The sequence below is a fragment of the Streptococcus halotolerans genome, assembly GCF_001598035.1.
GTDB lineage: Bacteria > Bacillota > Bacilli > Lactobacillales > Streptococcaceae > Streptococcus > Streptococcus halotolerans.
The window spans coordinates 1,319,511-1,345,214 of the sequence record NZ_CP014835.1 but is presented as its reverse complement, the minus strand read 5'-3'; the positions used below and the strand labels follow the sequence as shown (position 1 = coordinate 1,345,214).

Sequence of the window (25,704 nt, the reverse complement as noted above, 5' to 3'; positions counted from 1 at the left end):
TTTAAAGATAAGAAAGCAATAGAGTCTGTCATTACTTGCAGCTGCTGTGATTGTCATTAGTTGGTTCTGATAATTGCTTCTTACTTCATGAAGTGACTAGGCTAGTTATTTTGATGAGATGTCACCGTAGATTAAATGGCTTAGGCCGGACAGACTAGTAATATAAGCTAATTACAAAAAGGAACAAGCTCTAATAAGTGAGAAATACCTTCAGGGCTTGTTTCTTTTTATGTTTAATGCATTACAGGCAAGGAATATCATCGTTAAATCTTAACAGACTTGAGGATATAAGTTGCAATTTTCTCTGGAGATGTCTGCTCATCGTTGATCAACCAAGTTGTAATGATCATTTTAATCGTAGTAATATAGATTTCAAGTGAATAAATACCAGGAAGCTGATAAGCTTGTTCTAGTTTATCTTCAATATTATCAATCGTTGAGTTGATAACGGTTATTCTGATATAGTTTGTTAAGATGTTGTCGATATTAGGATAATAATGAATAAAAGGGAGTATGATATCACGATTGTTCCTTAGATAGGTCAACATTTCAACAATGACATCATATCCGAACTCAAGATCGTTGGTCAATATTTTGGTGATATCATCGAGGATAATAGCGATAGATTGTTCAATAAAATCCTCTTTCGACTCATAATATTTATAAAAGGTTTGTCGACTGATGTCAGAGGCAAGTGCGATTTCGGACACTCTGATTGTTTCAACGGTTTTAGTTTCCTTTAAAAGATTAGAAAATCCTTCAATAATTCGTCGCTCGGTTATCTGATTATGGTGCTGATAACTACTTTTTGTCACTTTTATTTCACCCCGATGTCACACACAAAGGTTGGAAAAAAGCTAAATTTACTTTGTTTGTGAACATTTTTAGATTTTCGAAATATTATATAAGAAAAAAAGTCTTCAAAGGTGACAAAATGCAAAAAAATGTAAATATTAAAGTTTTTAAATAATATATAATGGCTGTTAGTAATAGTTGCTATGATGGTAACTGTTACCTATTATTTCGCTTTACAAAAGAAAGGAATGGGATTAAATATGTTTTATAAGGGTAAACATGATAGTTCTCAAACACAACAACGCTATTCAATCAAGAAACTTAGCGTCGGTACAGCATCTGTTTTAGTAGGTATTGCCTTTTTAGGTATGAATACTCAAGCAGTATCTGCGGATCAAACTCCAACGGGAGAAACAGCTCCAGTTGTTCAAGACGTTGTCGGTAGTGCTTCAGCAACTATTGCTGTTAAAGATAATGCTTCAAACCCAGTAGCTGGCGCAACTGTTGAATTGTTGTCAGCAGAAGGTACAGCTCGTCAAGTTGCAACTGACGAGTTTGGTAATGCTAACTTTACAGATGTAAAACCAGGAAACTATTCAGCAGTCGTTGCAGCTGTACCAGAAGGTTATGAAGCAACAGCCTTCCGTCCAAACTTTACATTGAAAAACACTGACCACTACGAAGATTTCATCAATGTTAATAAAGTTGAGAAAGTTAGTGAACCAGTAGAAGAAGCACCAAAAGAAGACAAAGAAGTTGGTAATGCTTCAGCAACTATTGCTGTTAAAGACAATGCTTCAAACCCAGTAGCTGGTGCAACTGTTGAATTGTTGGCAGCAGATGGTACAGCTCGTCAAGTGAAGACAGATGAATTCGGTAACGCTAACTTTACAGACGTTAAACCAGGCAAAGGCTACACAGCTGCTTTGGCAATGGTACCAGAAGGCTATGAATACAACAGCTACCGTACAGCAGCGTTTGACTTAAATAACGCTGATCATCATGAAGACTTTATCACAGCAGATAAGACTCAAAAAGAAGCACCAAAAGCAGATAAAGAAGTTGGTAATGCTTCAGTTACAATTTCTGTTAAAGATAACGGCTTCAAACCAGTCGTTGGTGCAACTGTTGAATTGTTAGCAGCAGATGGTTCAGCTCGTCAAGTGAAGACAGATGAATTCGGTAACGCTAACTTTACAGACGTTAAACCAGGCAAAGGCTACACAGCTGCTTTGGCAATGGTACCAGAAGGCTATGAATACAACAGCTACCGTACAGCAGCATTTGATCTAGCAAATACAGATCATCACGAAGACTTCATCACAGCAGATAAGGCTCAAAAAGAAGCACCAAAAGAAGACAAAGAAGTTGGTAACGCTTCAGTAACTGTTAAAGTAGTTGACAATGGCTTCAAACCAGTCGTTGGCGCAACTGTTGAATTGTTGGCAGCAGATGGTTCAGCTCGTCAAGTGAAGACAGATGAATTTGGTAACGCTAACTTTACAGATGTTAAACCAGGTAAAGGTTACACAGCTGCTTTGGCAATGGTACCAGAAGGCTATGAATACAACAGCTACCGTACAGCAGCGTTTGATCTAGCAAATACAGATCATCACGAAGACTTTATCACAGCAGATAAGACTCAAAAAGAAGCGCCAAAAGAAGATAAAGAAGTTGGTAATGCTTCAGTAACTGTTAAAGTAGTTGACAATGGCTTCAAACCAGTCGTTGGCGCAACTGTTGAATTGTTGGCAGCAGATGGTTCAGCTCGTCAAGTGAAGACAGATGAATTCGGTAACGCTAACTTTACAGATGTTAAACCAGGCAAAGGCTACACAGCTGCTTTGGCAATGGTACCAGAAGGCTATGATTACAACAGCTACCGTACAGCAGCATTTGACCTAGCTAACACAGATCACCACGAAGACTTCATCACTGTTGATAAGACTCAAAAAGAAGCACCAAAAGAAGACAAAGAAGTTGGTAATGCTTCAGCAACAATCAAAGTAGTTGATAATGGCTTCAACCCTGTGGTTGGTGCAGTTGTTGAGTTGAAAGCAGCAGATGGTTCAACTCGCCAAGTAACAACAGATGAATTCGGTAACGCTAACTTTACAGATGTTAAACCAGGTAAAGGCTTCACAGCATCTCTAGTTTCTGTTCCAGAAGGTTATGAATTAAACAGCTACCGTACAGCAGCGTTTGATCTAGCTAATACAGATCATCATGAAGACTTTATTGCAGTTGATAAAGTCCAAAAAGCTGACAAACCAGGTGAAGATCAACCAAAAGAGGAAAAACCAGAAGCACCAAAAGCAGATGATACTCAAAAAGAAGAACAAGGTAAAGATGGTTCTAATGCTTCAGATAAAGGAGCTAAAAAAGCTGCTGATAAATCAGAAGTAAAAGCATCAGCTGCTAAAGCAACAGCTTCTTCTGAAAAAGCAGAAGCATCAAAAGCTGCGAATGACGATCAATTGCCAAGTACTGGTGAAAAATCATCATCAACAGCAGTTGTAGCAGGTTCAGCTATTGCACTTGCTTCACTAGGTTTTGCAGCATCACGTCGTCGTAAAGAAGACTAATCCTCTTTACAGTAGACCCTTAGAAAAACAATTTAGTGCCCATACGATTTGACGACAAGGTTATCTCTTTAAGGAGATAACCTTGTTTTCTGTTTCTATTTTGAGGTTCACATTTATCTAGTCTAGTTTTGGTTTCGGCGTGGCTAATCTGCTGTAATGTAAATGACTCCTTAACATTACTTTTTTAATCCTATGAAATCAGAGGTGCCTTAAGTTAGTATGAGATTTTTTTCGATACTCAAAGACGCTATAACGGGGCGGGTCCACTGCGGAGAAATGTTAGAGATCTTCTTAGCAAGCTTGATTTATTTTTTTAGAGCATTGGCCTTTTTAGTCTTTAGTTGTCTGATATGCGTTTGATGTTATTATAGTTTGAAACTATATACTCGTCTAGTAATTGCCAAATAGCTAAATAAGGTTTGCCATGTTAAAATAGATGAATATCTTGATAAAAGATAAGTCCTATGTTTGAGGGGGAAATGATGCCTAATAAACTCTTGGTTTTGCAGTCAGATTTTGGTTTGGTCGATGGAGCTGTTTCGGCTATGATTGGGGTTATTTTGCAAGAAGACCCTGGCCTTGGTGTTCACCATTTAACGCATGATATCACACCGTACAATATTTTTGAGGCTAGCTATCGTCTCTTTCAGACCATTGAATACTGGCCTGAAGGGACAACGTTTGTCTCTGTTGTCGATCCAGGTGTTGGGTCATCGCGTAAGAGTGTCGTTGCTTTGACAGAACAAAATCAATACATTGTTACGCCTGATAATGGCACCTTATCGCATATTAAGCGCCATATCGGTATCAAGGCAGTTCGGGAAATTTCTGAAGTGGCTAATCGTCGACAAAATACGGAGCATTCTTATACCTTCCATGGTCGGGATGTCTACGCCTATACCGGCGCAAAGCTAGCTTCGGGGCATATTTCCTTTGAGGAAGTTGGACCAGAACTCTCTGTTGATAAGATTCTGGAAGTGGCAGAAGTAGAAACGCAGCTGTCAGAAGAGCACATTTCAGGAGCCATTAATATCTTAGATGTTCGCTTTGGTTCCTTGTGGACTTCGATTAGTCGTGAGGAATTTCAGTATTTGTCACCAGTTTTCGGTGACCGTTTCGAGGTGACCATTTCTCATCATGACCTCTTGATTTATCAAAATCAAGTTACTTACGGCAAGTCTTTCGCTGATGTGGGTCTAGGACAGCCTATTTTATATATTAACTCACTCTATCGTCTTGGCCTAGCTATCAATCAAGGGTCTTTTGCTAAAGCCTACAATGTTGGTGTTGGCTCAAGCTGGCGCATTAGTATCAAAAAGATTAAATAAAAGGATTTTTTAAGATTATGAAAAACAATTCTATTAAGACTGTCGTTGCCACAGGAATTGGCGCAGCACTTTTTGTCATTATTGGGATTTTGGTTAATATTCCGACCGCTATCCCTAATACCAGTATTCAGTTGCAGTACGCTGTTTTGGCTTTATTTGCTGTGATTTATGGACCGACAGTTGGTTTTTTCTCAGGCTTTCTTGGGCACGCTCTCAAGGATGCTCTTCAATATGGGTCGCCATGGTGGACTTGGGTGTTGATTTCAGGGCTTGTTGGTTTGGTCATTGGTTTGATTAGTCGCAAAATTGATATCAATAAGGGCTATGTAACGGCCAAAGACTACTTTCTTTTTAATGTTACACAAGTACTGATTAATGTCCTTGGTTGGAGCCTTCTGGCACCTTATGCTGATGTGATGATATATAGCGAGCCATCAAGTAAGGTTTATGCGCAAGGTCTTTTATCGGCAATCGTTAATCTGTTAACAGTTGGTATCGGAGGCAGCCTGTTATTGGCCCTCTACGCCAAAACACGCACTAAAAAGGGAAGTTTGACTAAAGATTAAAGCGCAGCAGAGACGTAATGTAGTAATGGCTAGATGCTTATTGGGCTACTCCCTTACTTGCTTTAATGAGAGAACAAAAAATGACAAACGCTATTTGTTTTAAAAATGTTTCGTTCACCTATGATGTTCAGTCTGAGCCAACCCTAAAAGGGATTGATTTGACGATTGAGCAAGGTGAAAAGGTTCTAATTTTAGGACCGTCAGGTAGTGGAAAATCTACCTTAGGTCAATGTTTAAACGGTATTATTCCTGGAACCTATTCTGGAAGCATATCTGGAACATTAAAAATTGCTGGTCAAGAGGCTGAAAAACTGTCTATCTATGACCGGTCTTTTTTGGTGTCTACTGTTTTGCAGGATCCAGATGGCCAATTTATTGGACTGAGTGTAGCAGAAGATGTCGCTTTCGCTTTGGAAAATGACGGTGTCTCTCAAAATGAGATGATCGAGCGAGTCGCAGATTGGGCAGAGCGTCTCGACTTAAAAAATCTGATTCATCATCGCCCTCAGGATTTGTCGGGCGGTCAGAAGCAAAGGGTTAGCTTAGCTGGTGTCCTGATAGATGAGAGTCCTATTTTACTGTTTGATGAGCCATTGGCAAACTTAGATCCCAAGGCAGGTCAAGAAACCATGCAGTTAATTGATCGTATGCATCAGGAAGTTGGTGCAACAACCCTTATCATTGAACATCGGTTGGAAGATGTTTTGGCCATTGATATTGACCGTATTGTGTTGATGGCTAATGGGGAAATTCTTTATAATGGGAATCCTACCGACTTGTTGGCTAGTAGGTTATTAGCCGAAAATGGCATTAGAGAACCGCTCTATCTAACGGTTTTAAAAACATTAGGGCTTGATGTGAGTGCTTATGACAATTTAGCAGATTTACAACAAATGCCTTTACCGCCATTGAAACTGCCGGTAGTCCAAACTGAAATATCCTCTCAAAAAGGAGCAGCATTACTTGAAGTGAAACAGTTAAGCACTGGGTATGTCCCTGAAAATCCTATTTTAGAGGACTTATCTTTTTCAGTTTCAAAAGGGGAACTTTTGGCTGTGGTTGGCAAGAATGGTACTGGAAAGTCAACGCTAGCCAAGGCGCTATGTGCCTATCTGCCTATTAAAGGTGACTTGATTTATGAAGGGAATTCTATCACTAGTGATTCTATTAAAGAAAGAGCTGAGCGGATTGGTTATGTTTTACAAAATCCTAATCAAATGATTAGTCAAACCATGATTTGGGATGAAGTAGCATTGGGGCTTCGATTACGTGGACTCAAAGAAGCTGAGATAACCAAGCGTGTCGAGGAAGTCTTGACAGTTTGTGGACTTTATCCTTACCGCAATTGGCCGATTTCGGCCCTGTCATTTGGTCAGAAGAAACGCGTGACTATTGCAGCTATTTTGGTTTTAAACCCTCAAATGTTAATTTTAGATGAGCCCACGGCAGGTCAAGATCAACGCACTTATCAAGAAATTATGTCATTTCTTAAAGAGTTAAGTGCAGTTGGTCACACCATTGTCATGATTACGCATGATATGCAGTTGATGCTAGACTATGCTGATCGCTGCTTGGTTGTGAGCGATCGTACTATTATTGCTGATGACAAACCGCAGGTGATTTTATCTAATCAAGACCTAATCGAAAAAGCCCACCTCAAGAGGACTTCTCTTTATGACTTAGCTCAAAAAATCGGGCAGGATCCTGAGACAGTTACTGCTTACTACCAATCCTTAAAAGGAGGTGCCTGACATGGCTAATCGCTTACTAGGTTATCAACCAGGACAAGGCTTTTTATACCAGTTGTCTGGAACCAGTAAATTACTTTTTTTTATCTTGGTTTCAGTGGCTGTGATGACTAGCTATGATACTCGATTTCTAGTCATTATAGGTGTCGCATCGCTTGCCTTGTTTAAAAAAGCCGGTATACAGTGGAAAGAGGTTTCCTTCGTTTTTGCTTTTGTTGGTTTCTTTGCTCTCTTAAACGTCATTATGATTTATCTTTTTGCGCCACAGTATGGAGTCAACTTGTATCGTTCTAAAACACTTCTAATAGATGGTCCTGGACCTTATGATGTGACTTTAGAAGAGCTTTTTTATCTCTTTAATGTAGCTGTCAAATATGTATCAACACTTCCTTTAGCTGTTATTTTTTTGCTCACCACACACCCTAGCCAGTTTGCTTCCAGTCTCAACCAATTAGGACTTCCTTATCGTTTTGCTTATGCCGTCAGCTTGACGATGCGTTACATTCCGGATTTACAAGAAGATTTTGGAACTATTCGAAAAGCTCAAGAGGCAAGAGGGTTGGAGTTGTCTAATAAAGCCTCGTTGTTGTCTAGGATTAAAGGCAATATCCAAATGATAACGCCACTGATTTTTTCATCTCTAGAACGCATTGAAACCATCTCTACTGCTATGGAATTGCGTCGCTTTGGCCGCTATCGTAAAAGGACCTGGTATCAAGCTAAAGCGTGGACCAAGAAAGATACGCTCTTAATTATTATCAGTGTTATTATAGTTGTGATAGCTATCTCCTTGTTCTATGCGAATGGAGGGAGATTTTATAATCCGTTTTAAGAAAAGTCCACTTGTATTTTTACAAGTGGACCTTTTTTACTCAATACTGACTTTATAGATTGTTTGATAGCTGTTAGTCTCGTTAGCTTTCAAAACTGGGGAAGGGAAATTAGGGGTATTAATAGCATTTGGGAAAAATTGTGTTTCAAGGCAGAAACCGTGACGTTTGTCATAGCTTGCTTGATTTTTTCCAGGGTGGTTGTTGAGAAAATTACCTGAGTAAAATTGGACACCTGGTAAATTCGTAAAGGCTTCCAGTTTGATGCCAGTTTTATCCCCAACAGCGGTTGCAAAAGCCGTTTGTAAATTTGGATCATCTAGAAGAAGATTATGGTCATATCCGCTGGCAAATTGTAATTGGTCAAAGGTTTGATTGATATCCTGTCCGATAGTTTTAGGATGTCTAAAATCAAAAGGTGTGCCTTCGACATTAACAATCTGCCCCGTAGGGATAGAGGTCGAATCTTTAATTGGAGTATAAGCACTAGCATTTAATTGAAGAAGATGATTCTCGATACTACCAGAAGCATGGCCATTTAAGTTGAAGTAAGAGTGGTTAGTCGGGCTTAATGGAGTATCTTTATCAGATATTGCTTGATAAGTTATTTTTAGCTGGTTATCATCAGTAAGTTGGTAGGTGATTTTTAAGGTTAAATGTCCTGGATAACCTTGATCACCATCAGGACTATCTAGTTTGAAAGTGACTTGGTTGATTGATTTATCTAAGGATTCGACTTCCCAAACACGTGTTTGATAGCCATTAGGTCCGCTGTGAAGGTTGTTGTCGCCTTCGTTTTTATCAATTTGGAAAGTTTCCCCATTGAGTGAAAAACTGGCTGTTTCCGTACGATTGGCAATACGGCCAACACTGGCTCCAAAGTAGGTGTCGGTATTACTAAAGTATTCTTCGATAGTATCAAACCCCAAAACAATGTCTTGCAGTTTGCCGTTTTTATCTTGCGTTTTGAAATTGAGAAGTGTTGCTCCTAGATTGGAAACAACAACAGAAGTTTCTTGATTATTCGATAAAATGATGTTGGTGATAGTGCCCTTAGTAGTTTCGATTTCTTGTGTTTGTAGCATTTGTGGTTCCTTTCTGTGAACTTTATACCACTAGTATAAACAATTTATGCACTTTTGAAAACGCTTAACATTAGAGGGCGGAAAAATCCTCTTGCCATCAATACTTATAATTTGTTTTCTATGCTATAATCTTACTAATATCATTTGTCATTATGAAGGGAGCTTTATGAAACTTAGTGATTTATTTCCTGGAGCGATGTTGTCTGATGTGGCTGCTGCTCATCAGGATGTTCTTGTCTTACCACTAGATCAGGGCTTTCTTCATTTGCCTAAGGCTGACTTGACTGAGAGAGAAAAGGCTCTCATTCAGATCTTGTCCTTAGGCGAAGAAAAGACCAACTCTGATAGCAGTTGGCTGTCTTTTTTGCAAGGTGAATCTCCCTTGCCGATTGCTGAAAGAGACTTGCAATTGATTTATTGGCATCATCCTTCAGCTCTGTCTACCGAACTGAAAAGGCTCTTAACAGATATTTTTTCAAATAGCCTACTTGTGACGGAATTATCAGCTCATCAATCCCTTTTGGTTCTGGATGCTAGTGATTTACATGATTCTTCAGATATCATCAAGGATCTCCTTCCAACGATTGAAGGTGATTTTGGGCTCTCTTTAAAGGCATTTATTGGAAATGCCTGGACTGGATTTACAGAGCAAGATTTACAGGTTATCCTGAGTATGGAGTATGCCATCTTTCAAGACTATCATGATGAGAATGCTCCGCAGTTGACCACAACATTTGCGCAAGCTCTTCTCTGGTCTTTGGCTAAGAAAAAAGATATTGCCTTGCTTAGCCAGAAGCTACTAGCACTTATGGATGGTTTAAAAGATGGACGTGATTTGGTTATTGCTATGTGGCAAGAACACGGTAATTTAGTGCAAACAGCCCAACGACTCTTTATTCATCGAAATTCTCTCCAATATCGCTTGGACAAATTTCACCAAGTGACCGGCCTGAACCTTAAAGATCTAGATGATTTAGCCTTGGCTTATTTATTGATTCTAAAAAACTAGGCTGGGTCTAGTTTCAAGTTGAGGAAAAACTCGCAGAAAGGTTATTAATCTTCTTTAAAAATCACATTCAGCACTTGGTGACTTGATTCGCTGAATGTCAATGCTACCACTATTGGTATCGCCTTGTTTGCTGTGATTTTTTATTGTTAGCTCGGATCAATGCAGCGTGTCAATTGTTTTATTGATTAAGGATTAGATGTTATCTAGTTCTTTTCTTTTTGGTCATCTTGCACAAATCGTTTTGGGGAGTATGACCATACCGTGAAAGCGCTAACTTTGCTATACTTAACTCACCAATAAATAGTCTAACTATAAGTTTAGAAGGATGTCAAAGGAGAAAACATGGTTGAATTAAATTTAAATCATATTCATAAAAAATACCCAAATACAGAACACTATGCGGTTGAAGACTTCAATTTGGACATTAAGGACAAAGAATTTATCGTTTTTGTTGGTCCATCAGGATGTGGAAAATCAACGACACTTCGTATGATTGCTGGGCTTGAAGATATTTCTGAAGGAGAATTCAAGATTGACGGTGAGGTTGTCAATGACAAGTCTCCTAAAGATCGTGATATTGCGATGGTTTTCCAAAACTATGCCCTTTACCCACACATGAGTGTTTATGATAATATGGCTTTTGGGCTTAAATTACGTAAATACAAAAAAGCCGACATCGATGCACGTGTTAAAGAAGCAGCTCAAATTCTTGGTTTGACAGAATTCCTAGATCGCAAGCCTGCTGATTTGTCTGGTGGTCAGCGTCAACGTGTGGCAATGGGACGTGCTATCGTTCGTGATGCTAAAGTTTTCCTCATGGATGAACCGTTGTCAAACTTGGATGCCAAACTTCGCGTGTCAATGCGTGCTGAAATTGCTAAAATCCACCAACGTATTGGATCAACAACGATCTATGTTACCCATGACCAAACGGAAGCGATGACGCTTGCTGACCGTATCGTTATTATGAGTGCTACCAAAAATCCTCAAGGTAACGGTACTATCGGTAGAATTGAACAAGTTGGTACCCCTCAAGAACTTTACAATACACCTGCTAACAAATTTGTCGCAGGCTTTATCGGTAGCCCAGCTATGAACTTCTTTGAAGTATCGGTTAAAGATGGCTTTATTGTCAGTGATGACGGACTCAACATTGCTATTCCAGAGGGACAAGAAAAACTGTTAGAAGCTAAAGGCTATAAAGGTAAAAAAGTCATTTTCGGTATTCGTCCAGAAGACATTTCAGGAGACCTTCTAGTCAAAGATACCTATCCAAATGCTCAAGTCAATGCTGAAGTCTTGGTGTCAGAGTTACTAGGTTCCGAAACGATGCTTTATGTGAAGCTAGGTCAAACCGAATTTGCTTCTCGAGTTGATGCGCGTGATTTCCACAATCCAGGCGAACAAGTTAGCCTAACCTTTAACGTTGCCAAAGGGCATTTCTTTGATATCGAAACAGAGAAAGCCATTCGTTAATTTGGTTAATGAATAGAGCAACTCTTAAGAAAACAGAATCTTCAGTGCTGATCACTGAGGATTTTGCTATCTTAGTGATCTAATAATCTGATTTTTTAAATAATACTCTTTGACAATCAAAATGGTAGCTCGTGGATCTTGCCTTGCTGTACGTCAGCACTGTCAGTAGATCGTAGCCTAGTCTCATTTTGCTTGTCTTTGAGAATAAGAAAGGCTTTTTTATGCAAAAACATTGGTGGCATTCAGCTACAATTTATCAAATTTACCCTAAATCTTTCATGGATTCTAATGGAGATGGGATTGGTGACCTTCAAGGAATTATTTCAAAACTTGATTACCTTGAAAAGCTTGGCATCACGGCTATTTGGCTGTCACCGGTTTATCAAAGTCCTATGGATGATAATGGATATGATATTTCTGATTATGAAGCTATTGCAGATATCTTCGGTGACATGAGTGATATGGAAGAGCTTCTTAATCAAGCTAACCAGCGCGGGATTAAGATTGTGATGGATTTGGTGGTCAATCATACGTCTGACGAGCATGCTTGGTTTATTGAAGCGCGTGACAACGCAGCCAGTCCCAAGAGAGACTATTATATCTGGCGTGATCAGCCTAATGACTTAGTCTCTGCTTTTTCAGGTTCTGCCTGGGAATATGATGATGAGTCAGGTCAGTATTATTTACACCTTTTTAGTAAAAAGCAACCTGATCTCAACTGGGAAAATGAAGAACTCCGTCATAAAATCTATGACATGATGAATTTCTGGATTGATAAGGGCATTGGCGGTTTTAGGATGGATGTTATTGATCTTCTTGGAAAAATTCCAGATCAGAAAATTCGTGAAAACGGTCCGAAATTGCATGATTACTTAAAGGAAATGAATCAAGCCAGCTTTGGGGAACATGATTTATTGACGGTCGGAGAGACATGGGGAGCTACACCTGAAATTGCCAAACAGTATTCCAACCCAGATAATCAGGAATTGTCCATGGTCTTTCAGTTTGAGCACATTGGTTTGCAACATAAGCCTGATAGACCAAAATGGGATTATGCCAAGGGTCTAGATGTACCCGCGCTCAAGCGTATCTTTAATAAGTGGCAAACCCAATTAGAATTAGGACAAGGTTGGAATTCTCTCTTTTGGAATAATCATGATTTGCCTCGCGTTTTGTCTATCTGGGGTGATACTGGAATTTACCGTGAGAAGTCAGCTAAGGCTTTGGCGATTTTACTACATTTAATGCGTGGAACGCCTTATATCTATCAGGGTGAAGAAATTGGCATGACCAACTATCCTTTTGAAAATCTAGAACAATTGGAAGATATTGAGTCTTTAAACTATGCTAAAGAAGCCTTGGAAGATGGTGGGGACTTATCACAAATCATGGACAGTATCCGTGTGATTGGTCGTGATAATGCTCGAACGCCGATGCAGTGGGACAAGACAGCACAAGCTGGTTTTTCAGAAACCGAAAAGACTTGGTTACCTGTCAATCCAAACTATCAAACGATTAATGTAGCAGCTGCTTTGGAAGATCCTGACTCAATCTTTTATACTTATCAAGCGTTGGTCGCCTTACGCAAGGAAGCAGCGTGGCTAGTGGATGCTGATTTCGAATTGCTTGATACAGAAGATCAAGTGTTTGCTTATAAACGCTATACGAAAGATGAAACCTATCTGGTAGTAGTGAACCTATCAGGTCAAGAACAAGCTATCAAATTGACCTGTCCTGTTCAAGAGACTATTATCTCAAATACTGATATACAGCGGGTGGTTAATACTCAGACCCTAGAAGCTTGGGATGCCTTTTGTGTAAGGGTGAAATAGATCATGACAGGATAGCAAAAAGAGATTTTTGCTGCCTTCACTAACGATTGAGGGGTCGAAAGCGATACTATAAAAAAAGAATAAGTCAGCGTTCTGAGTAAAAGAGTGCTGGCTTGTTCTTTTTTGTTATATCTGATTTTTGGAAAATACTGCCTCAAAGGCTACTTTCTCTCAATGTCAAATGTGTTCCTAATTTGGTCACCGTAGCAATAGGGCGAGGGTTGATGGCTTGGCGATTAAGAACGTCAACAGCAGTTTGCCCCATCTCGTTCGTAAAGACCGTAATGCTGGATAAGGTTGGGTAAACCTGTTTGGTAATGGCTGTGTCATTAAAGGAAATCAATTGAACATCTTTGGGAACTTTAAAGTTATTTTCTTGTAGCGCTCGTAAAGCTCCGATGGCTAGAGTATCATTGGCGATGAAAAAGGCTGTAGGCAAGTCTTCATCAAGTGTTTGGATGGCCTGTGTCATTAGTTGATAGCCGGATTCAGCCGAGAATTGCCCCACAAAGATACTAGTGGCGTCGTAGATCCCTTGCTCAATAGTGTAATTACGGAAAGTGCGAAAGCGTGGATCTATCAAACTCTCTAGTCCATCGTTGGTTTTTTCTTCGCCGGCAATCATGCCAATCTTAGTCACTCCCTTGCTCATAAAATGATCAACCACGGCAATTACGGCATTTTCAAAATCAGTAGTGACGCAATGATAGCCCTTTGTGAGCGTGTCACTATCGACAAAGACCAAATTATCATGGCAGGCTTCAAATCGTTTGATTTGTGAGCTACTAAATTTACCAATCGCAATTATTCCAATGGTTTCTTCCGGTAATTTTTCAGGTTCTTGATTGAAAAAACGAATAATATCATACTGTAAGTCTTGCGAGCGTTTCTCAATGCCTAGACGTATAGCGTGATAATAGAGGTCATTAAGTTCTTCTTGCTCCGTATACCATTGTATAATAGCAATCTTATGCCGCACTTTTGGTACATTTAGTGTTTTTAAATGCTTTTGATAGCCCAAGTCGTCTGCTATCGTTAAGATGCGGTGTCTCGTTTTTTCCCCAACAGAAAGCGTGGGGTCTTGATTTAAAACACGAGACACTGTTGCTTGAGACACCTTAGCTAAGCCTGCAATATCCTTCAAAGTTGCCATGTTTATTCTCCAAGTTAGTTATTGTATCTTTATTTTATCAAAATCAGGGATGATATTAGTAAAAATTTAGTAAAAATATTGTCAAGCTAGCTAACTCAGCTTACAATAAAATCAAGAAATGATAAAAGGAGACATTCTCATGACATCACAGGCATTAAAACAAGCTTTTACTGACATTTTTGGGACGACAGCAGATGCGACCTTCTTTTCACCTGGTCGTATCAACTTGATAGGCGAGCACACAGACTACAATGGAGGCCATGTGTTTCCAGCGGCTATCACCTTAGGAACCTACGGAGCTGCTCGTAAGCGTGACGACAAGACTTTACGCTTTTATTCAGCTAATTTTGATGAGTTAGGAATCATCGACATCGATTTAGATCACTTGGTTTTTGATAAGGCGGATAATTGGACTAACTATCCTAAAGGTGTCATCAAATTCTTGCAAGAAGCTGGTCACACTATTGATACTGGTTTTGAATTGTACGTTAAGGGCAATATTCCGAATGGTTCTGGTCTTTCCTCTTCGGCCTCCTTGGAGCTGTTGACAGGGATTGTCGTGGAAGAACTCTTTGGCTTGAACTTAGATCGTCTTGATTTGGTAAAAATTGGTAAACAAACAGAAAACGACTTTATCGGTGTTAATTCTGGTATCATGGATCAGTTTGCCATTGGCATGGGAGCAGATAAGCAAGCGATTTATCTTGATACCAATACGCTTGAATATGATTTGGTACCTCTTGATTTGGGAGACAATGTCATTGTCATCATGAATACCAACAAACGCCGTGAATTAGCGGATTCTAAGTACAACGAACGCCGTGCTGAATGTGAGCGAGCAGTTGAAGAGTTAAATCACAAGTTAGCTATTAAAACACTAGGCGAATTGGATGCTGGTACCTTTGACCAGTATGCTTATCTCATCAAAGATGAAAACCGTCTTAAACGTGCCCGCCACGCTGTTCTTGAAAACCAACGCACGCTTAGCGCCAAAAAAGCCTTAGTATCAGGTGATTTGGAAAGTTTTGGTCGACTCATCAACGCTTCACACGTTTCACTCGAACACGACTACCAGGTGACAGGCCTAGAATTAGACACTTTGGCACACACAGCTTGGGAGCAAGAAGGTGTCTTAGGAGCACGCATGACAGGAGCAGGTTTTGGTGGTTGTGGCATTGCCATTGTTGCCAAAGACAAAGTAGATGACTTTAAAGAAAATGTCGGTAAAACCTATACCGAAATCGTTGGTTACGCCCCTGAATTTTACATCGCTGAGATTGCTGGTGGCTCCCATGTTCTAGAAAGAAAGTAAATCATGACAGTTATTGATGCATTTGTCACTAAGGTCATTGAACTTAGTGACTATACTGAACAAGACGCCTCTTATCTTTTTAACCGCGTTTTAGCCCTCGTGGGTGAGGCTAGTGGAAATCCTGACAGCCAGTCAAAGACCTTGATTGATTTGAAGGAAGACTTGCTTGACTTGGCTGTGGCAAACGGTAAAGTAGGTGCCCTGATCGAAGAAAGAGACTGTTTGGGTGCTGAATTGATGAACTTTATCACGCCTATTCCAAGTAAGGTCAACGAATATTTCTGGAAGACTTATGAGCAATCACCCGAAAAAGCGATCGCTGACTTTTACGACCTTTCTCAAAAAAATGACTATATCAAGTTAGCAGCTATTGCTAAAAATATTGCCTTTAAAACGCCATCTAAATACGGTGACTTAGAAATCACCATCAATTTGTCAAAGCCAGAGAAAGATCCCAAAGCTATCGCTGCGGCAAAGCTCATGAAGAATTCTAGCTATCCCCAATGTCAACTCTGCATGGAAAATGAAGGTTATCAAGGACGTTTAGACCATCCTGCACGCGCCAATCACCGTATTATCCGTTTACCCTTAGGCGATGAAGAATGGGGCTTCCAGTACTCTCCTTATGCCTACTTTAATGAGCACAGCATCGTTTTAAATACGCAGCATGTTCCTATGGTCATTAGTCAAAAAACCTTTGAACAATTGTTGGATATTGTCGATTGGCTACCAGGGTATTTTGTTGGATCAAATGCAGATCTACCTATTGTCGGCGGTTCTATCTTGACACATAATCACTATCAGGCAGGGCGTCACGTTTTTCCGATGGAAGTGGCAGAAATCATCGAATCTTTCACCTTTGAAGGGTTTGAAAGGGTTGAAGCTGGTATTGTGAATTGGCCCATGTCTGTGTTACGTTTAACCGCAGATAGCAAAGCAGACTTAGTGGCCTTGGCAGAGCAAATCCGGTTAGCTTGGCGTGATTATAGCGATAGTCAGGCAGATATTGTTGCCTACACAGGCGATACCCCCCATCACACGATTACTCCTATTGCTCGTCGTCAACATGGCCGTTTCCAGTTGGATTTAGTCTTGCGTGACAATCATACGTCACCAGAGCATCCAGATGGTGTTTATCATCCTCATGCTGACGTCCAGCATATCAAAAAAGAAAACATTGGATTGATCGAAGTGATGGGCTTGGCTATTTTGCCACCACGACTCAAAGACGAACTTTTAGAAGTTGAAAAATACCTTCTCAACCAGTACAATGAAATAGCAGACTATCATAAAGAATGGGCGGATCAATTGAAAGAGACTCACCCAGACGTCAGTCTAGAAAACGTGTCGGAAATTGTCCATCAAGCAGTGGGACAAACCTTTGCACGCGTTTTAGAAGATGCAGGTGTCTATAAAAATCCAGCAGACTTTATGCGTTTTGTAGAAAGTATTGGCATTGTCAATGTTTAGAAAGATAGGGAAACTATGGGAGTATTAGTGTTAGGTGGAGCTGGCTACATCGGCTCTCACATGGTCGATCGATTGGTCGAAACAACAGATGAAAAAGTTGTTGTGGTCGATAATTTGGTGACAGGGCATCGTGCAGCTGTTCATCCAGAAGCTACGTTTTATGAAGGTAATTTGGCAGACCAAGACTTTATGCGTCAGGTTTTTAAGGAAAATCCTGAAATTGATGCTGTTATCCACTTTGCCGCTTTTTCACTAGTGGCAGAATCGATGACGGATCCTTTGAAATACTTTGATAACAACACGGTTGGCATGGTCAAACTCTTAGAAGTGATGAATGACTGTGGCGTGAAATACATCGTCTTTTCTTCAACAGCTGCTACCTACGGTATTCCAGAAGAATTACCAATCAAAGAAACCACACCGCAAAGGCCTATTAACCCATACGGTGAAAGCAAACTCATGATGGAAACCATCATGAAATGGGCAGACCAAGCTTATGGCATCAAGTTTGTACCACTTCGCTACTTCAATGTAGCCGGTGACAAGCCAGACGGTTCTATCGGAGAGGATCACCGTCCAGAGACCCATCTCTTGCCAATTGTTCTTCAAGTGGCTCTTGGGCAACGTGAGAAGATTTCTATTTTTGGATCAGACTATGATACCAAAGACGGTACCAATGTCCGTGACTATGTTCACCCCTTTGACTTGGCTGATGCTCACCTTTTAGCGGTGAAGTATCTCCGCGAAGGCAATGAATCTACTGCTTTTAACCTCGGGTCATCAACAGGATTTTCAAATCTAGAGATTGTGGAAGCAGCTCGTCGTGTGACAGGCAAGGAAATCCCACTTGAGATGGCAGACCGTCGTCCAGGGGATCCTGATAGTCTCATCGCAGAATCCAGCAAAGCGCGTGAGGTGCTTGGTTGGCAACCACAATTTGATAACATTGAGAAAATCATCGAAACAGCGTGGGCATGGCATTCAAACCACCCACATGGTTATGATGACTAACATCAGATGTCAAAATGGAGTAGCTTAGTCTACTCTATTTTGTTAGAAAGGCTTGAGATGATTATTTCCTTACAAGGATCAATGGCTGTTGGAAAAACCAGTGTTTTAAAGGCTATCACAAAGAGACTTCCAGGTGTGACGATCAGCTATGAAGATGTTACAGAAGTCATTACCAAAATAAAACAGCATCATTTGGATAAAGATAATGATGATGATTATCAAATCATACAAGGTTTGTGGATTGATCATGAAATCGCACGTTACGAGAAAATTGCAGATGAGAAACTGGTATTGATGGATTTCGGTGCCGAAGAAATCGATTTTTATACGCGAGCCTATCCTAAAGCAAGTGGGAAAGATTGGCAACTCAGTCAGCAACTGATAAACAAACTAAATGACTTAGAACCTTGTCTGCCTGATCTGGTGATATTTCTTGATGCTAGTTCGGAAGAATTGCGACGTCGAAAGGCATTGGATAAAACGAGAAGCCGTTCATTTTTTGATTTTCAACTTGAAAATCTCTTGCCAATAAAAAGAGATTGGTTTTTATTAAAGGCTAATACGGTTCTAGTAGATACAAATGGAAAATCAGTCGAGCAAGTGGGCGACGAGGGCCTCAGAATAATATCTAGCTACGTTTCAGATAATTGAATCTCTTCTTTTTTAGGTGTAAAATATAAGAAAACAACGTAAAGTGAGGATATAATATGTCAGAATTTGCATCAGCTTTCAACCCTATTTCAGCAGTAGCAGCTGAAGAGGCTATCAAGAATCAAGAAAAAGTCATTCTCTTTGTTGGTCGCCCAACCTGCCCATACTGTCAGCGTTTTGAACCTAAATTGACCAATGTCGTCAAGGCTAATAACCTTAATGTTCATTATCTTCATTCAGAAGACAGTTCACAAATGGAATCCATCCAAGCCCTCCGCGATAAGTATGGTATTAAAACTGTCCCAGGTCTCCTTGTAGCTGAAAAAGGTCAAGTACGTGTGGTTTGCGATTCCTCACTTTCTGAAGAAGACATCCTTGACTTTATCGGCTAAGACTTTAGGCTGATTTTAAAAGAAATAGCAGAGCTGACCTTGTTTGTTGGCTCTTTTTTTACTATAATAGTAGAGAATCTATCTTTGAAGGAGAATAAGAATGTCACCAACATTACTAATTATGGTCGTTGTTATGGCGGGAATGATGTATTTGACCACCCGTCAACAGAAAAAAGCAGCTAAAGAGCGTCAGGATCAAATGAATGCCCTCGCTAAAGGTGACGAAGTGGTTACCATTGGTGGCCTTTATGGTGTCGTTGACGAAGTTAATCAAGCGGAACAAAAAATTGTTCTTGATGTTGATGGCGTGTATTTAACTTTTGAACTATCAGCTATTAAGCGCGTGGTGACAAAAGGCGGAGATATTCCAGGTGAAATTGGCCTCGTTGATGAACCAGCTGTCAAGACTGATATCACAAAAGATTCAGTCATCGAACCAAGCTAATTCTTATGAGCTGATGATTAGCCAGTCTAATGTTAGCGTAAAGCAGCTGATCATTTTACTAATAGACTAAAGATGGTGACAAAAGTAGTTTTTAAGAAACTAATCTTTTGTCACTTTTTTAGTTTGATGAAGATAAACCTAACATGACTAGATAGCTTAAAGAGTTATCGGGACTGAATGATACAAAACATGGCTAAATAGGCTTAAAATATGGTAAAATAAGATGATTACGCTTTGATGAAGGAAGACAGATGTTTGGATTAAAACGAAAAAATACAGAATTGATTCTTGATAACATTCCAAAACATATTGGGATTATTATGGATGGTAATGGTCGTTGGGCTAAAAAACGTCTCCAACCAAGAGTTATGGGTCATAGGGCAGGGATGAATGCTCTGCAAAAAGTGACGATTGCTGCCTCTGAATTAGGTGTCAAAGTTTTGACCGTTTATGCTTTCTCAACAGAAAATTGGTCACGCCCAGAAGATGAAGTGACCTTTATCATGAACCTTCCTGTCGAATTCTTTGATAAATATGTTCCGGAATTGCACAAAAATAATGTTCGTATTCAAATGATTGGGGAGCGTCGCCGACTTCCTCAAGAAACGCTGATAGCTCTTGAAAAGGCATTGGAAAAAACGCGGCATAACTCTGGTCTAGTGCTTAATTTTGCACTGAATTATGGTGGTAGGGCAGAAATTGTGGAAACTGTTCGTGAGCTAGCTCAGGATGTTTTAGATGCTCGTTTGAATCCAGGAGATATTACAGAAGACCTTATTTCTGGTCATTTGATGACTAGTCAACTCCCTTATCTATATCGTGATCCGGATTTGGTAATCCGTACCAGTGGAGAGTTGCGTACTAGTAATTTTCTTCCCTGGCAGATTGCTTACAGTGAGCTCTACTTCACAGATAAGCTGTGGCCAGATTTTGATGAATCTGCCCTTAAAGAAGCTATTTCAGATTATAACCGCAGACACCGTCGATTTGGTGGCCTGTAATCCAGAAAGGAATTTTTAATGAAACAACGTGTGATTTGGGGAGCTATTGCCTTGGCAATCTTTGTTCCCTTCTTGTTGATCGGAGATTTACCCTTTCAGCTATTTATTGGTGTTTTAGCCATGATTGCTGTCTCGGAACTTCTCCGTATGAGACGACTAGAAGTTTTTTCATTTGAGGGGGTACTGGCCATGCTAGCTGCCTTTTCGTTAGTCGTCCCTTTGCAAAATTACTTAACCTTTTTACCTGTCGATGGTAGCTTTACTGTTTTTGGTTTGATTATGTTCTTTGTCTTAGCAGGAACAGTTATTTCAAGTGATACCTATGCTTTTGACGATGCAGCCTTTCCTATGCTGTCTAGTTTGTATGTTGGGATTGGTTTCCAAAACCTTGTTAATGCTCGAATGGCTGGTTTGGACAAAGTGTTCCTAGCCTTGTTTATTGTTTGGGCTACTGATACAGGTGCTTACTTAATTGGACGTCAATTCGGACAACGGAAATTACTTCCCAAAGTATCTCCCAATAAGACCATTGAAGGCAGTTTAGGCGGTATTTTATCTGCAGTGGTGGTTTCCTTGATCTTTATGCTTTTTGATAAAGATGTTTATGCCCCACATCATTTTTTGGTCATGCTGATTTTAGTGGCTATTTTTAGTATTTTTGCACAATTTGGTGATTTGGTGGAAAGTGCCATCAAACGTCGCTTTGCAGTTAAAGATTCTGGCAAACTTATTCCTGGACACGGCGGCATTCTTGATCGCTTTGATAGCATGATTTTTGTTTTTCCTATCATGCATTTATTTGGACTATTCTAGACTGAAAAGGAGCAAGTCTTATGCAAGGATTATTAGCTTTTATTATTATTTTTGGTATTTTAGTGGTCGTCCATGAGTTTGGTCACTTCTATTTTGCCAAAAAGTCTGGTATTTTAGTTCGTGAATTCGCAGTCGGTATGGGACCAAAAATTTTTGCACATACTGGTAAAGATGGTACGGCCTATACTATTCGTGCCCTTCCTCTTGGAGGATATGTCAGAATGGCCGGATGGGGAGATGATACAACTGAGATTAAAACAGGTACCCCTGTTACATTAACCTTAACTAAAGACGGTCTGGTGAAACGGATAAATCTATCCCAGAAGCATCTAGAGCAGACAAGTCTTCCTATGAATGTTACTGATTACGATTTGGAAGACAAACTGACTATCACAGGTCTTGTCTTGGATGAAACGAGAACCTATGATGTTGATCACGATGCGACAATCATCGAAGAAGACGGGACAGAGGTTCGCATTGCCCCGCTTGATGTCCAGTACCAAAATGCGACTGTTTGGGGACGCATGATGACCAACTTCGCTGGTCCAATGAATAATTTCATTTTAGGAGCCTTGGTATTTATTATCATGATGTTTGTTCAAGGCGGTACTCCAAATCCTGATAGTAACCAAGTCAGAGTTTCTGATGGCGGCGCTATGCAGGTGGCTGGTGTGCAAAATGGAGACCGGATTTTGCGAATTGGATCAATGCAAGTCTCTAATTGGGAAGATTTGACAAAGGCAGTCGACAAGAATACACGCGACTTGAAAAAAGGCGGTAGTATTGATGTTTTGGTAGCCACAGCTGGTGGTCAAGAACGTCAACTTCAAATCCGTCCGAAAAAGTCAAATGGTACCTACTTGATTGGTGTCATGCCCGGCCTAAAAACAGGATTTATGGATAAAATCGTTGGTGGACTTCGAGAATCTTGGAACGGCGCAACCCTTATTGTTCGTGCCCTCAAAAACTTGATAACTGACTTTAGCTTAAATAAGCTGGGTGGTCCTGTTGCTATGTATCAAATGTCCAATCAAGCGGCTAAGAGTGGTCTGGTTGACCTTTTATATCTCATGGCTATGTTATCAATCAACTTGGGTATATTTAATCTCGTTCCCATTCCAGCCCTTGATGGTGGGAAAATTTTCATCAATATCATTGAAGCAATCCGCCGCAAACCACTTAGTCAAGAAGTGGAAACTTATGTCACGTTAGCTGGTGTCGGTATTATGGTAGTCTTGATGATTGCTGTTACCTGGAACGATATCATAAGAGCCTTTTTCTAAGGTGACAAAACGATTAATGTAAAATAGAAAGGAAATGTGTTCGGTTTTATGACAAAACAGAACACGCCCTAATGCTTGTGCTAAAAAAATAAGTTGTACAGTGTTGTCCAAAAGCTCAACATTCCTACTTTATCGCACATTTATGGGCATTATATTTTAAATATGAAACAATCTAATATGCTTATTCCTACACTTCGCGAGATGCCTAGTGATGCTCAAGTTATCAGTCATGCCCTTATGGTACGTGCTGGTTATGTTCGCCAAGTCTCTGCTGGTATTTACGCTTATTTACCATTGGCTAACCGTGTTATTGAAAAATTCAAGACCATCATGCGTCAAGAATTTGAAAAAATTGGTGCCGTTGAAATGTTAGCCCCAGCTCTTTTGACAGCTGATCTTTGGCGCGAGTCTGGTCGTTACGACACTTATGGTGAGGACCTCTACAAACTCAAAAACCGCGATCAGTCAGATTTTATCTTGGGCCCAACCCATGAAGAAACCCTTACGTATCTAGTTCGCGATTCGGTTAAATCTTATAAACAATTACCGCTAAACCTTTACCAAATTCAATCGAAATACCGTGATGAAAAACGTCCGCGTAATGGCCTTCTTCGTACGCGTGAATTTATCATGAAAGATGGTTATAGTTTTCACAAGGACTACGAAGATCTGGATATCGCTTATGAAGCTTACCGTCAAGCTTATGAAGCTATCTTTAAACGTTCAGGTCTTGATTTTAAAGGGATTATCGGAGATGGCGGTGCGATGGGAGGAAAAGACTCTCAAGAATTTATGGCTGTAACCCCTGACCGTACAGATTTAGACCGTTGGGTGATTTTGGATAAATCCATTCCCTCTATTCAAGATATTCCAGAAGATGTTTTAGAAAAAATCAAAGAAGAGTTGGCATCGTGGTTGGTTTCTGGTGAAGATACCATTGCTTACTCAACAGAGTCAGATTATGCCGCTAATCTTGAGATGGCAACTAGTGAGTTTGGACCAAGTTCTAAAGTACTGTCACAGGATGCTCTTGTTCAAGTTGAAACGCCAAATTGTAAAACAATTAATGATGTGGCAGCATTCCTTGACGTCAATGAAGAAGAAACACTTAAAACACTTGTATTTAATGCTGATGGTGAACTTGTCGTTGCTCTTCTTGTTGGTAACGATCAAGTCAATGATGTTAAATTGAAAAACTATCTGGGAGCTGATTTCCTTGAGGCTGCTTCTGAAGATGAGGTTCGTTCAATATTTGGAGCTGGATTTGGCTCGCTCGGACCGGTCAATCTTCCAGAACATATCCGCATTATTGCTGATTTGAAGGTTCAAAATACCGCTAACGTTGTTGTTGGAGCTAACCAAGATGGCTTCCACTTGACTGGTGTTAATGCTGAGCGTGACTTCAAAGCAGAGTATGTTGATATTCGTGAAGTCAAAGAAGGTGAAGTTTCTCCAGACGGTAAAGGCACTCTACAATTTGCGCGTGGTATTGAAATCGGACATATTTTTAAACTTGGAACTCGCTATTCCGACAGCATGGGTGCCAATATTCTTGATGAGAATGGTCGCGCAGTACCGATCGTTATGGGCTGTTACGGTATCGGTGTTAGTCGTATCTTGTCAGCTGTTATCGAGCAGCATGCCCGCCTCTTTGTGAATAAAACACCAAAAGGTGATTACCGCTTTGCTTGGGGCATCAATTTCCCTAAAGAATTAGCGCCGTTTGATGTTCACTTGATTACGGTGAATACCAAAGATGAATTGGCTAATGAATTGACACAAAATATCGAAAGCATTTTGATGGCTAAAGGATATGATGTGCTAACGGACGACCGTAACGAACGTGTTGGTTCAAAATTCTCTGACAGTGACTTAATTGGTCTTCCAATCCGTGTGACTGTTGGTAAGAAAGCTGCTGACGGCATCGTTGAAGTTAAAATCAAAGCAACTGGTGACAGTATCGAAGTTCACCAAGATAACTTGATTGAAACCTTGGAAATTTTAACAAAAGAAAACTAAGATCAGAAGCCTTGGCAATCCTGCTAAGGCTTTTGTGTTATAATGAAGCCATGATAGACAGTGACTTTTTAGAGGTGGTTAAAGCTGACCAGAAGATGATGCACATTTTAAAGATTATTGAAGATTTACCATTAAAGGATTCTTGGTTAGCAGCTGGGGCAATCAGAAATTATATCTGGAACCTATATTCCGGTCTGCCAGGCTTTGATTCTGAGACTGATCTAGATGTGGTTTTCTATGATCCAGATATTTCCTATGATCAAACATTGACTATTCAAGAGACCTTAAAGCAAAGCTATCCCAGCTATCTTTGGGAGGTCAAAAATCAGGTTTATATGCATAGGCATAATCCTGAGACGAGTCCTTATCGGTCAACTAGAGATGCGATTAGGAAATATCCGGAAACAGCAACGGCAGTAGCGCTTCGAAAGGTCGATAATCGCTTAGAACTCTTTGCGCCATATGGTTTAGAAGCTATCTGTCGATTTGAGATTCATCCAACTCCGCATTATAAGGCTTCAAGCAAACGCATGACGGTTTATCAAGAACGGGTGACTAAGAAAAATTGGCAGCAAAGATGGCCGCAAATTCGAGTGTTTAATGATTAGATAAGGAGGGAGAAAGTGTGTTTGATCTTAAAAATTGGACTTTCTGGCAACAATTCAATCGTTTAGCCTTAGTGGTTGCCATATTATCTATTTTCAGTATTGTTGTCCTAAAAAATGATAATGGGGTAATAGTGGGACAGCTCATCTGGTTTGCCAGCTTTGCTATCTTTCCTAAAGTCCCTGATACAGTAGCAGTGTATCAGCGGCCAAGATATCTCAAGTTGGTTCGTTATGGTTCTGTTATCATGTTTTTGGTTTGGCTTTATACCTATTTTAAGTGACCTAACGATGC

23 protein-coding genes are annotated in these 25,704 nt (G+C 40.1%); 20 read left to right on the top strand and 3 right to left on the bottom strand.

The features are described from left to right. Positions 1-263: 263 nt before the first annotated feature. Positions 264-815 (bottom strand): TetR/AcrR family transcriptional regulator, encoded by a 552-nt coding sequence (locus tag A2G56_RS06045; protein WP_157761201.1) that lies wholly within the window; start codon positions 813-815, stop codon positions 264-266. A gap of 228 nt (positions 816-1,043) precedes the next feature. On the opposite strand from A2G56_RS06045, the gene A2G56_RS06040 reads away from it, so the two are divergent. From A2G56_RS06040 to A2G56_RS06020, 5 genes are all read left to right on the top strand, one after another. Next, a complete protein-coding gene (locus A2G56_RS06040; RefSeq protein ID WP_172793787.1) occupies positions 1,044-3,380 on the top strand; it encodes a SpaA isopeptide-forming pilin-related protein in 2,337 nt (778 codons plus the stop codon). Between the two features lie 482 nt (positions 3,381-3,862). Then, positions 3,863-4,708 carry an SAM hydrolase/SAM-dependent halogenase family protein gene (locus tag A2G56_RS06035; RefSeq protein WP_062712500.1) on the top strand — a complete coding sequence of 282 codons (846 nt, stop codon included), beginning with the start codon at positions 3,863-3,865 and terminating at the stop codon, positions 4,706-4,708. Between the two features lie 17 nt (positions 4,709-4,725). Next, positions 4,726-5,274 carry an ECF-type riboflavin transporter substrate-binding protein gene (locus A2G56_RS06030; RefSeq protein ID WP_062710371.1) on the top strand — a complete coding sequence of 183 codons (549 nt, stop codon included), beginning with the start codon at positions 4,726-4,728 and terminating at the stop codon, positions 5,272-5,274. 80 nt (positions 5,275-5,354) lie between these two features. Continuing rightward, positions 5,355-7,025: an ABC transporter ATP-binding protein gene (locus A2G56_RS06025; RefSeq protein ID WP_062710369.1), complete on the top strand. Its 1,671-nt coding sequence runs from the start codon at positions 5,355-5,357 to the stop codon at positions 7,023-7,025. Between the two features lies 1 nt (position 7,026). After that, on the top strand, positions 7,027-7,854 hold the full coding sequence (locus A2G56_RS06020; protein WP_062710366.1) for an energy-coupling factor transporter transmembrane component T family protein: 828 nt from the start codon (positions 7,027-7,029) through the stop codon (positions 7,852-7,854). 36 nt (positions 7,855-7,890) lie between these two features. Here A2G56_RS06020 and A2G56_RS06015 read toward each other — a convergent pair whose 3' ends face one another. Beyond that, on the bottom strand, positions 7,891-8,937 hold the full coding sequence (locus tag A2G56_RS06015; RefSeq protein WP_062710363.1) for an aldose epimerase family protein: 1,047 nt from the start codon (positions 8,935-8,937) through the stop codon (positions 7,891-7,893). A 166-nt stretch (positions 8,938-9,103) separates the two neighbouring features. Here A2G56_RS06015 and A2G56_RS06010 point away from each other — a divergent pair, with 166 nt between their 5' ends. The 3 genes from A2G56_RS06010 (at position 9,104) to dexB (ending at position 13,254) form a co-directional block, all read left to right on the top strand. Further along, positions 9,104-9,946: a helix-turn-helix domain-containing protein gene (locus A2G56_RS06010; protein ID WP_062710361.1), complete on the top strand. Its 843-nt coding sequence runs from the start codon at positions 9,104-9,106 to the stop codon at positions 9,944-9,946. A gap of 342 nt (positions 9,947-10,288) precedes the next feature. After that, the gene (locus A2G56_RS06005; protein ID WP_062710358.1) at positions 10,289-11,422 is read left to right on the top strand and encodes an ABC transporter ATP-binding protein; all 1,134 of its coding nucleotides are present in this window, start codon (positions 10,289-10,291) and stop codon (positions 11,420-11,422) included. A gap of 221 nt (positions 11,423-11,643) precedes the next feature. Further along, entirely contained in the window at positions 11,644-13,254 is a 1,611-nt protein-coding gene (dexB, locus tag A2G56_RS06000) for a glucan 1,6-alpha-glucosidase DexB (protein ID WP_062710354.1), read from the top strand. A gap of 154 nt (positions 13,255-13,408) precedes the next feature. Here dexB and A2G56_RS05995 read toward each other — a convergent pair whose 3' ends face one another. Then, a complete protein-coding gene (locus tag A2G56_RS05995) occupies positions 13,409-14,407 on the bottom strand; it encodes a LacI family DNA-binding transcriptional regulator (RefSeq protein ID WP_062710352.1) in 999 nt (332 codons plus the stop codon). 139 nt (positions 14,408-14,546) lie between these two features. On the opposite strand from A2G56_RS05995, the gene A2G56_RS05990 reads away from it, so the two are divergent. The 12 genes from A2G56_RS05990 (at position 14,547) to A2G56_RS05935 (ending at position 25,693) form a co-directional block, all read left to right on the top strand. Continuing rightward, entirely contained in the window at positions 14,547-15,719 is a 1,173-nt protein-coding gene (locus A2G56_RS05990; RefSeq protein WP_062710349.1) for a galactokinase, read from the top strand. Between the two features lie 3 nt (positions 15,720-15,722). Further along, positions 15,723-17,189: a UDP-glucose--hexose-1-phosphate uridylyltransferase gene (galT, locus tag A2G56_RS05985; protein ID WP_062710346.1), complete on the top strand. Its 1,467-nt coding sequence runs from the start codon at positions 15,723-15,725 to the stop codon at positions 17,187-17,189. 15 nt (positions 17,190-17,204) lie between these two features. After that, the gene (gene galE, locus A2G56_RS05980) at positions 17,205-18,200 is read left to right on the top strand and encodes a UDP-glucose 4-epimerase GalE (RefSeq protein WP_062710343.1); all 996 of its coding nucleotides are present in this window, start codon (positions 17,205-17,207) and stop codon (positions 18,198-18,200) included. A gap of 57 nt (positions 18,201-18,257) precedes the next feature. Then, positions 18,258-18,851 (top strand): nucleoside/nucleotide kinase family protein, encoded by a 594-nt coding sequence (locus tag A2G56_RS05975; protein WP_062712497.1) that lies wholly within the window; start codon positions 18,258-18,260, stop codon positions 18,849-18,851. A 56-nt stretch (positions 18,852-18,907) separates the two neighbouring features. After that, positions 18,908-19,243, top strand: a complete 336-nt coding sequence (locus A2G56_RS05970) for a DUF6568 family protein (protein WP_062710340.1) — start codon at positions 18,908-18,910, stop codon at positions 19,241-19,243. A 100-nt stretch (positions 19,244-19,343) separates the two neighbouring features. Continuing rightward, positions 19,344-19,688, top strand: coding sequence for a preprotein translocase subunit YajC (gene yajC / locus A2G56_RS05965; RefSeq protein ID WP_062710337.1), 345 nt, complete (start codon positions 19,344-19,346; stop codon positions 19,686-19,688). A 251-nt stretch (positions 19,689-19,939) separates the two neighbouring features. Beyond that, positions 19,940-20,689 carry an isoprenyl transferase gene (locus tag A2G56_RS05960; RefSeq protein ID WP_062710333.1) on the top strand — a complete coding sequence of 250 codons (750 nt, stop codon included), beginning with the start codon at positions 19,940-19,942 and terminating at the stop codon, positions 20,687-20,689. Between the two features lie 18 nt (positions 20,690-20,707). After that, on the top strand, positions 20,708-21,502 hold the full coding sequence (locus A2G56_RS05955; RefSeq protein ID WP_062710331.1) for a phosphatidate cytidylyltransferase: 795 nt from the start codon (positions 20,708-20,710) through the stop codon (positions 21,500-21,502). A gap of 20 nt (positions 21,503-21,522) precedes the next feature. Continuing rightward, positions 21,523-22,785: an RIP metalloprotease RseP gene (gene rseP, locus A2G56_RS05950; protein ID WP_062710328.1), complete on the top strand. Its 1,263-nt coding sequence runs from the start codon at positions 21,523-21,525 to the stop codon at positions 22,783-22,785. Between the two features lie 162 nt (positions 22,786-22,947). After that, the gene (locus tag A2G56_RS05945; protein WP_062712494.1) at positions 22,948-24,804 is read left to right on the top strand and encodes a proline--tRNA ligase; all 1,857 of its coding nucleotides are present in this window, start codon (positions 22,948-22,950) and stop codon (positions 24,802-24,804) included. Positions 24,805-24,854: 50 nt separating this feature from the next. Further along, a complete protein-coding gene (locus A2G56_RS05940; protein WP_062710326.1) occupies positions 24,855-25,412 on the top strand; it encodes a nucleotidyltransferase family protein in 558 nt (185 codons plus the stop codon). Positions 25,413-25,429: 17 nt separating this feature from the next. Beyond that, positions 25,430-25,693 (top strand): hypothetical protein, encoded by a 264-nt coding sequence (locus tag A2G56_RS05935; protein WP_062710323.1) that lies wholly within the window; start codon positions 25,430-25,432, stop codon positions 25,691-25,693. The last annotated feature ends 11 nt before the right edge of the window (positions 25,694-25,704 follow it).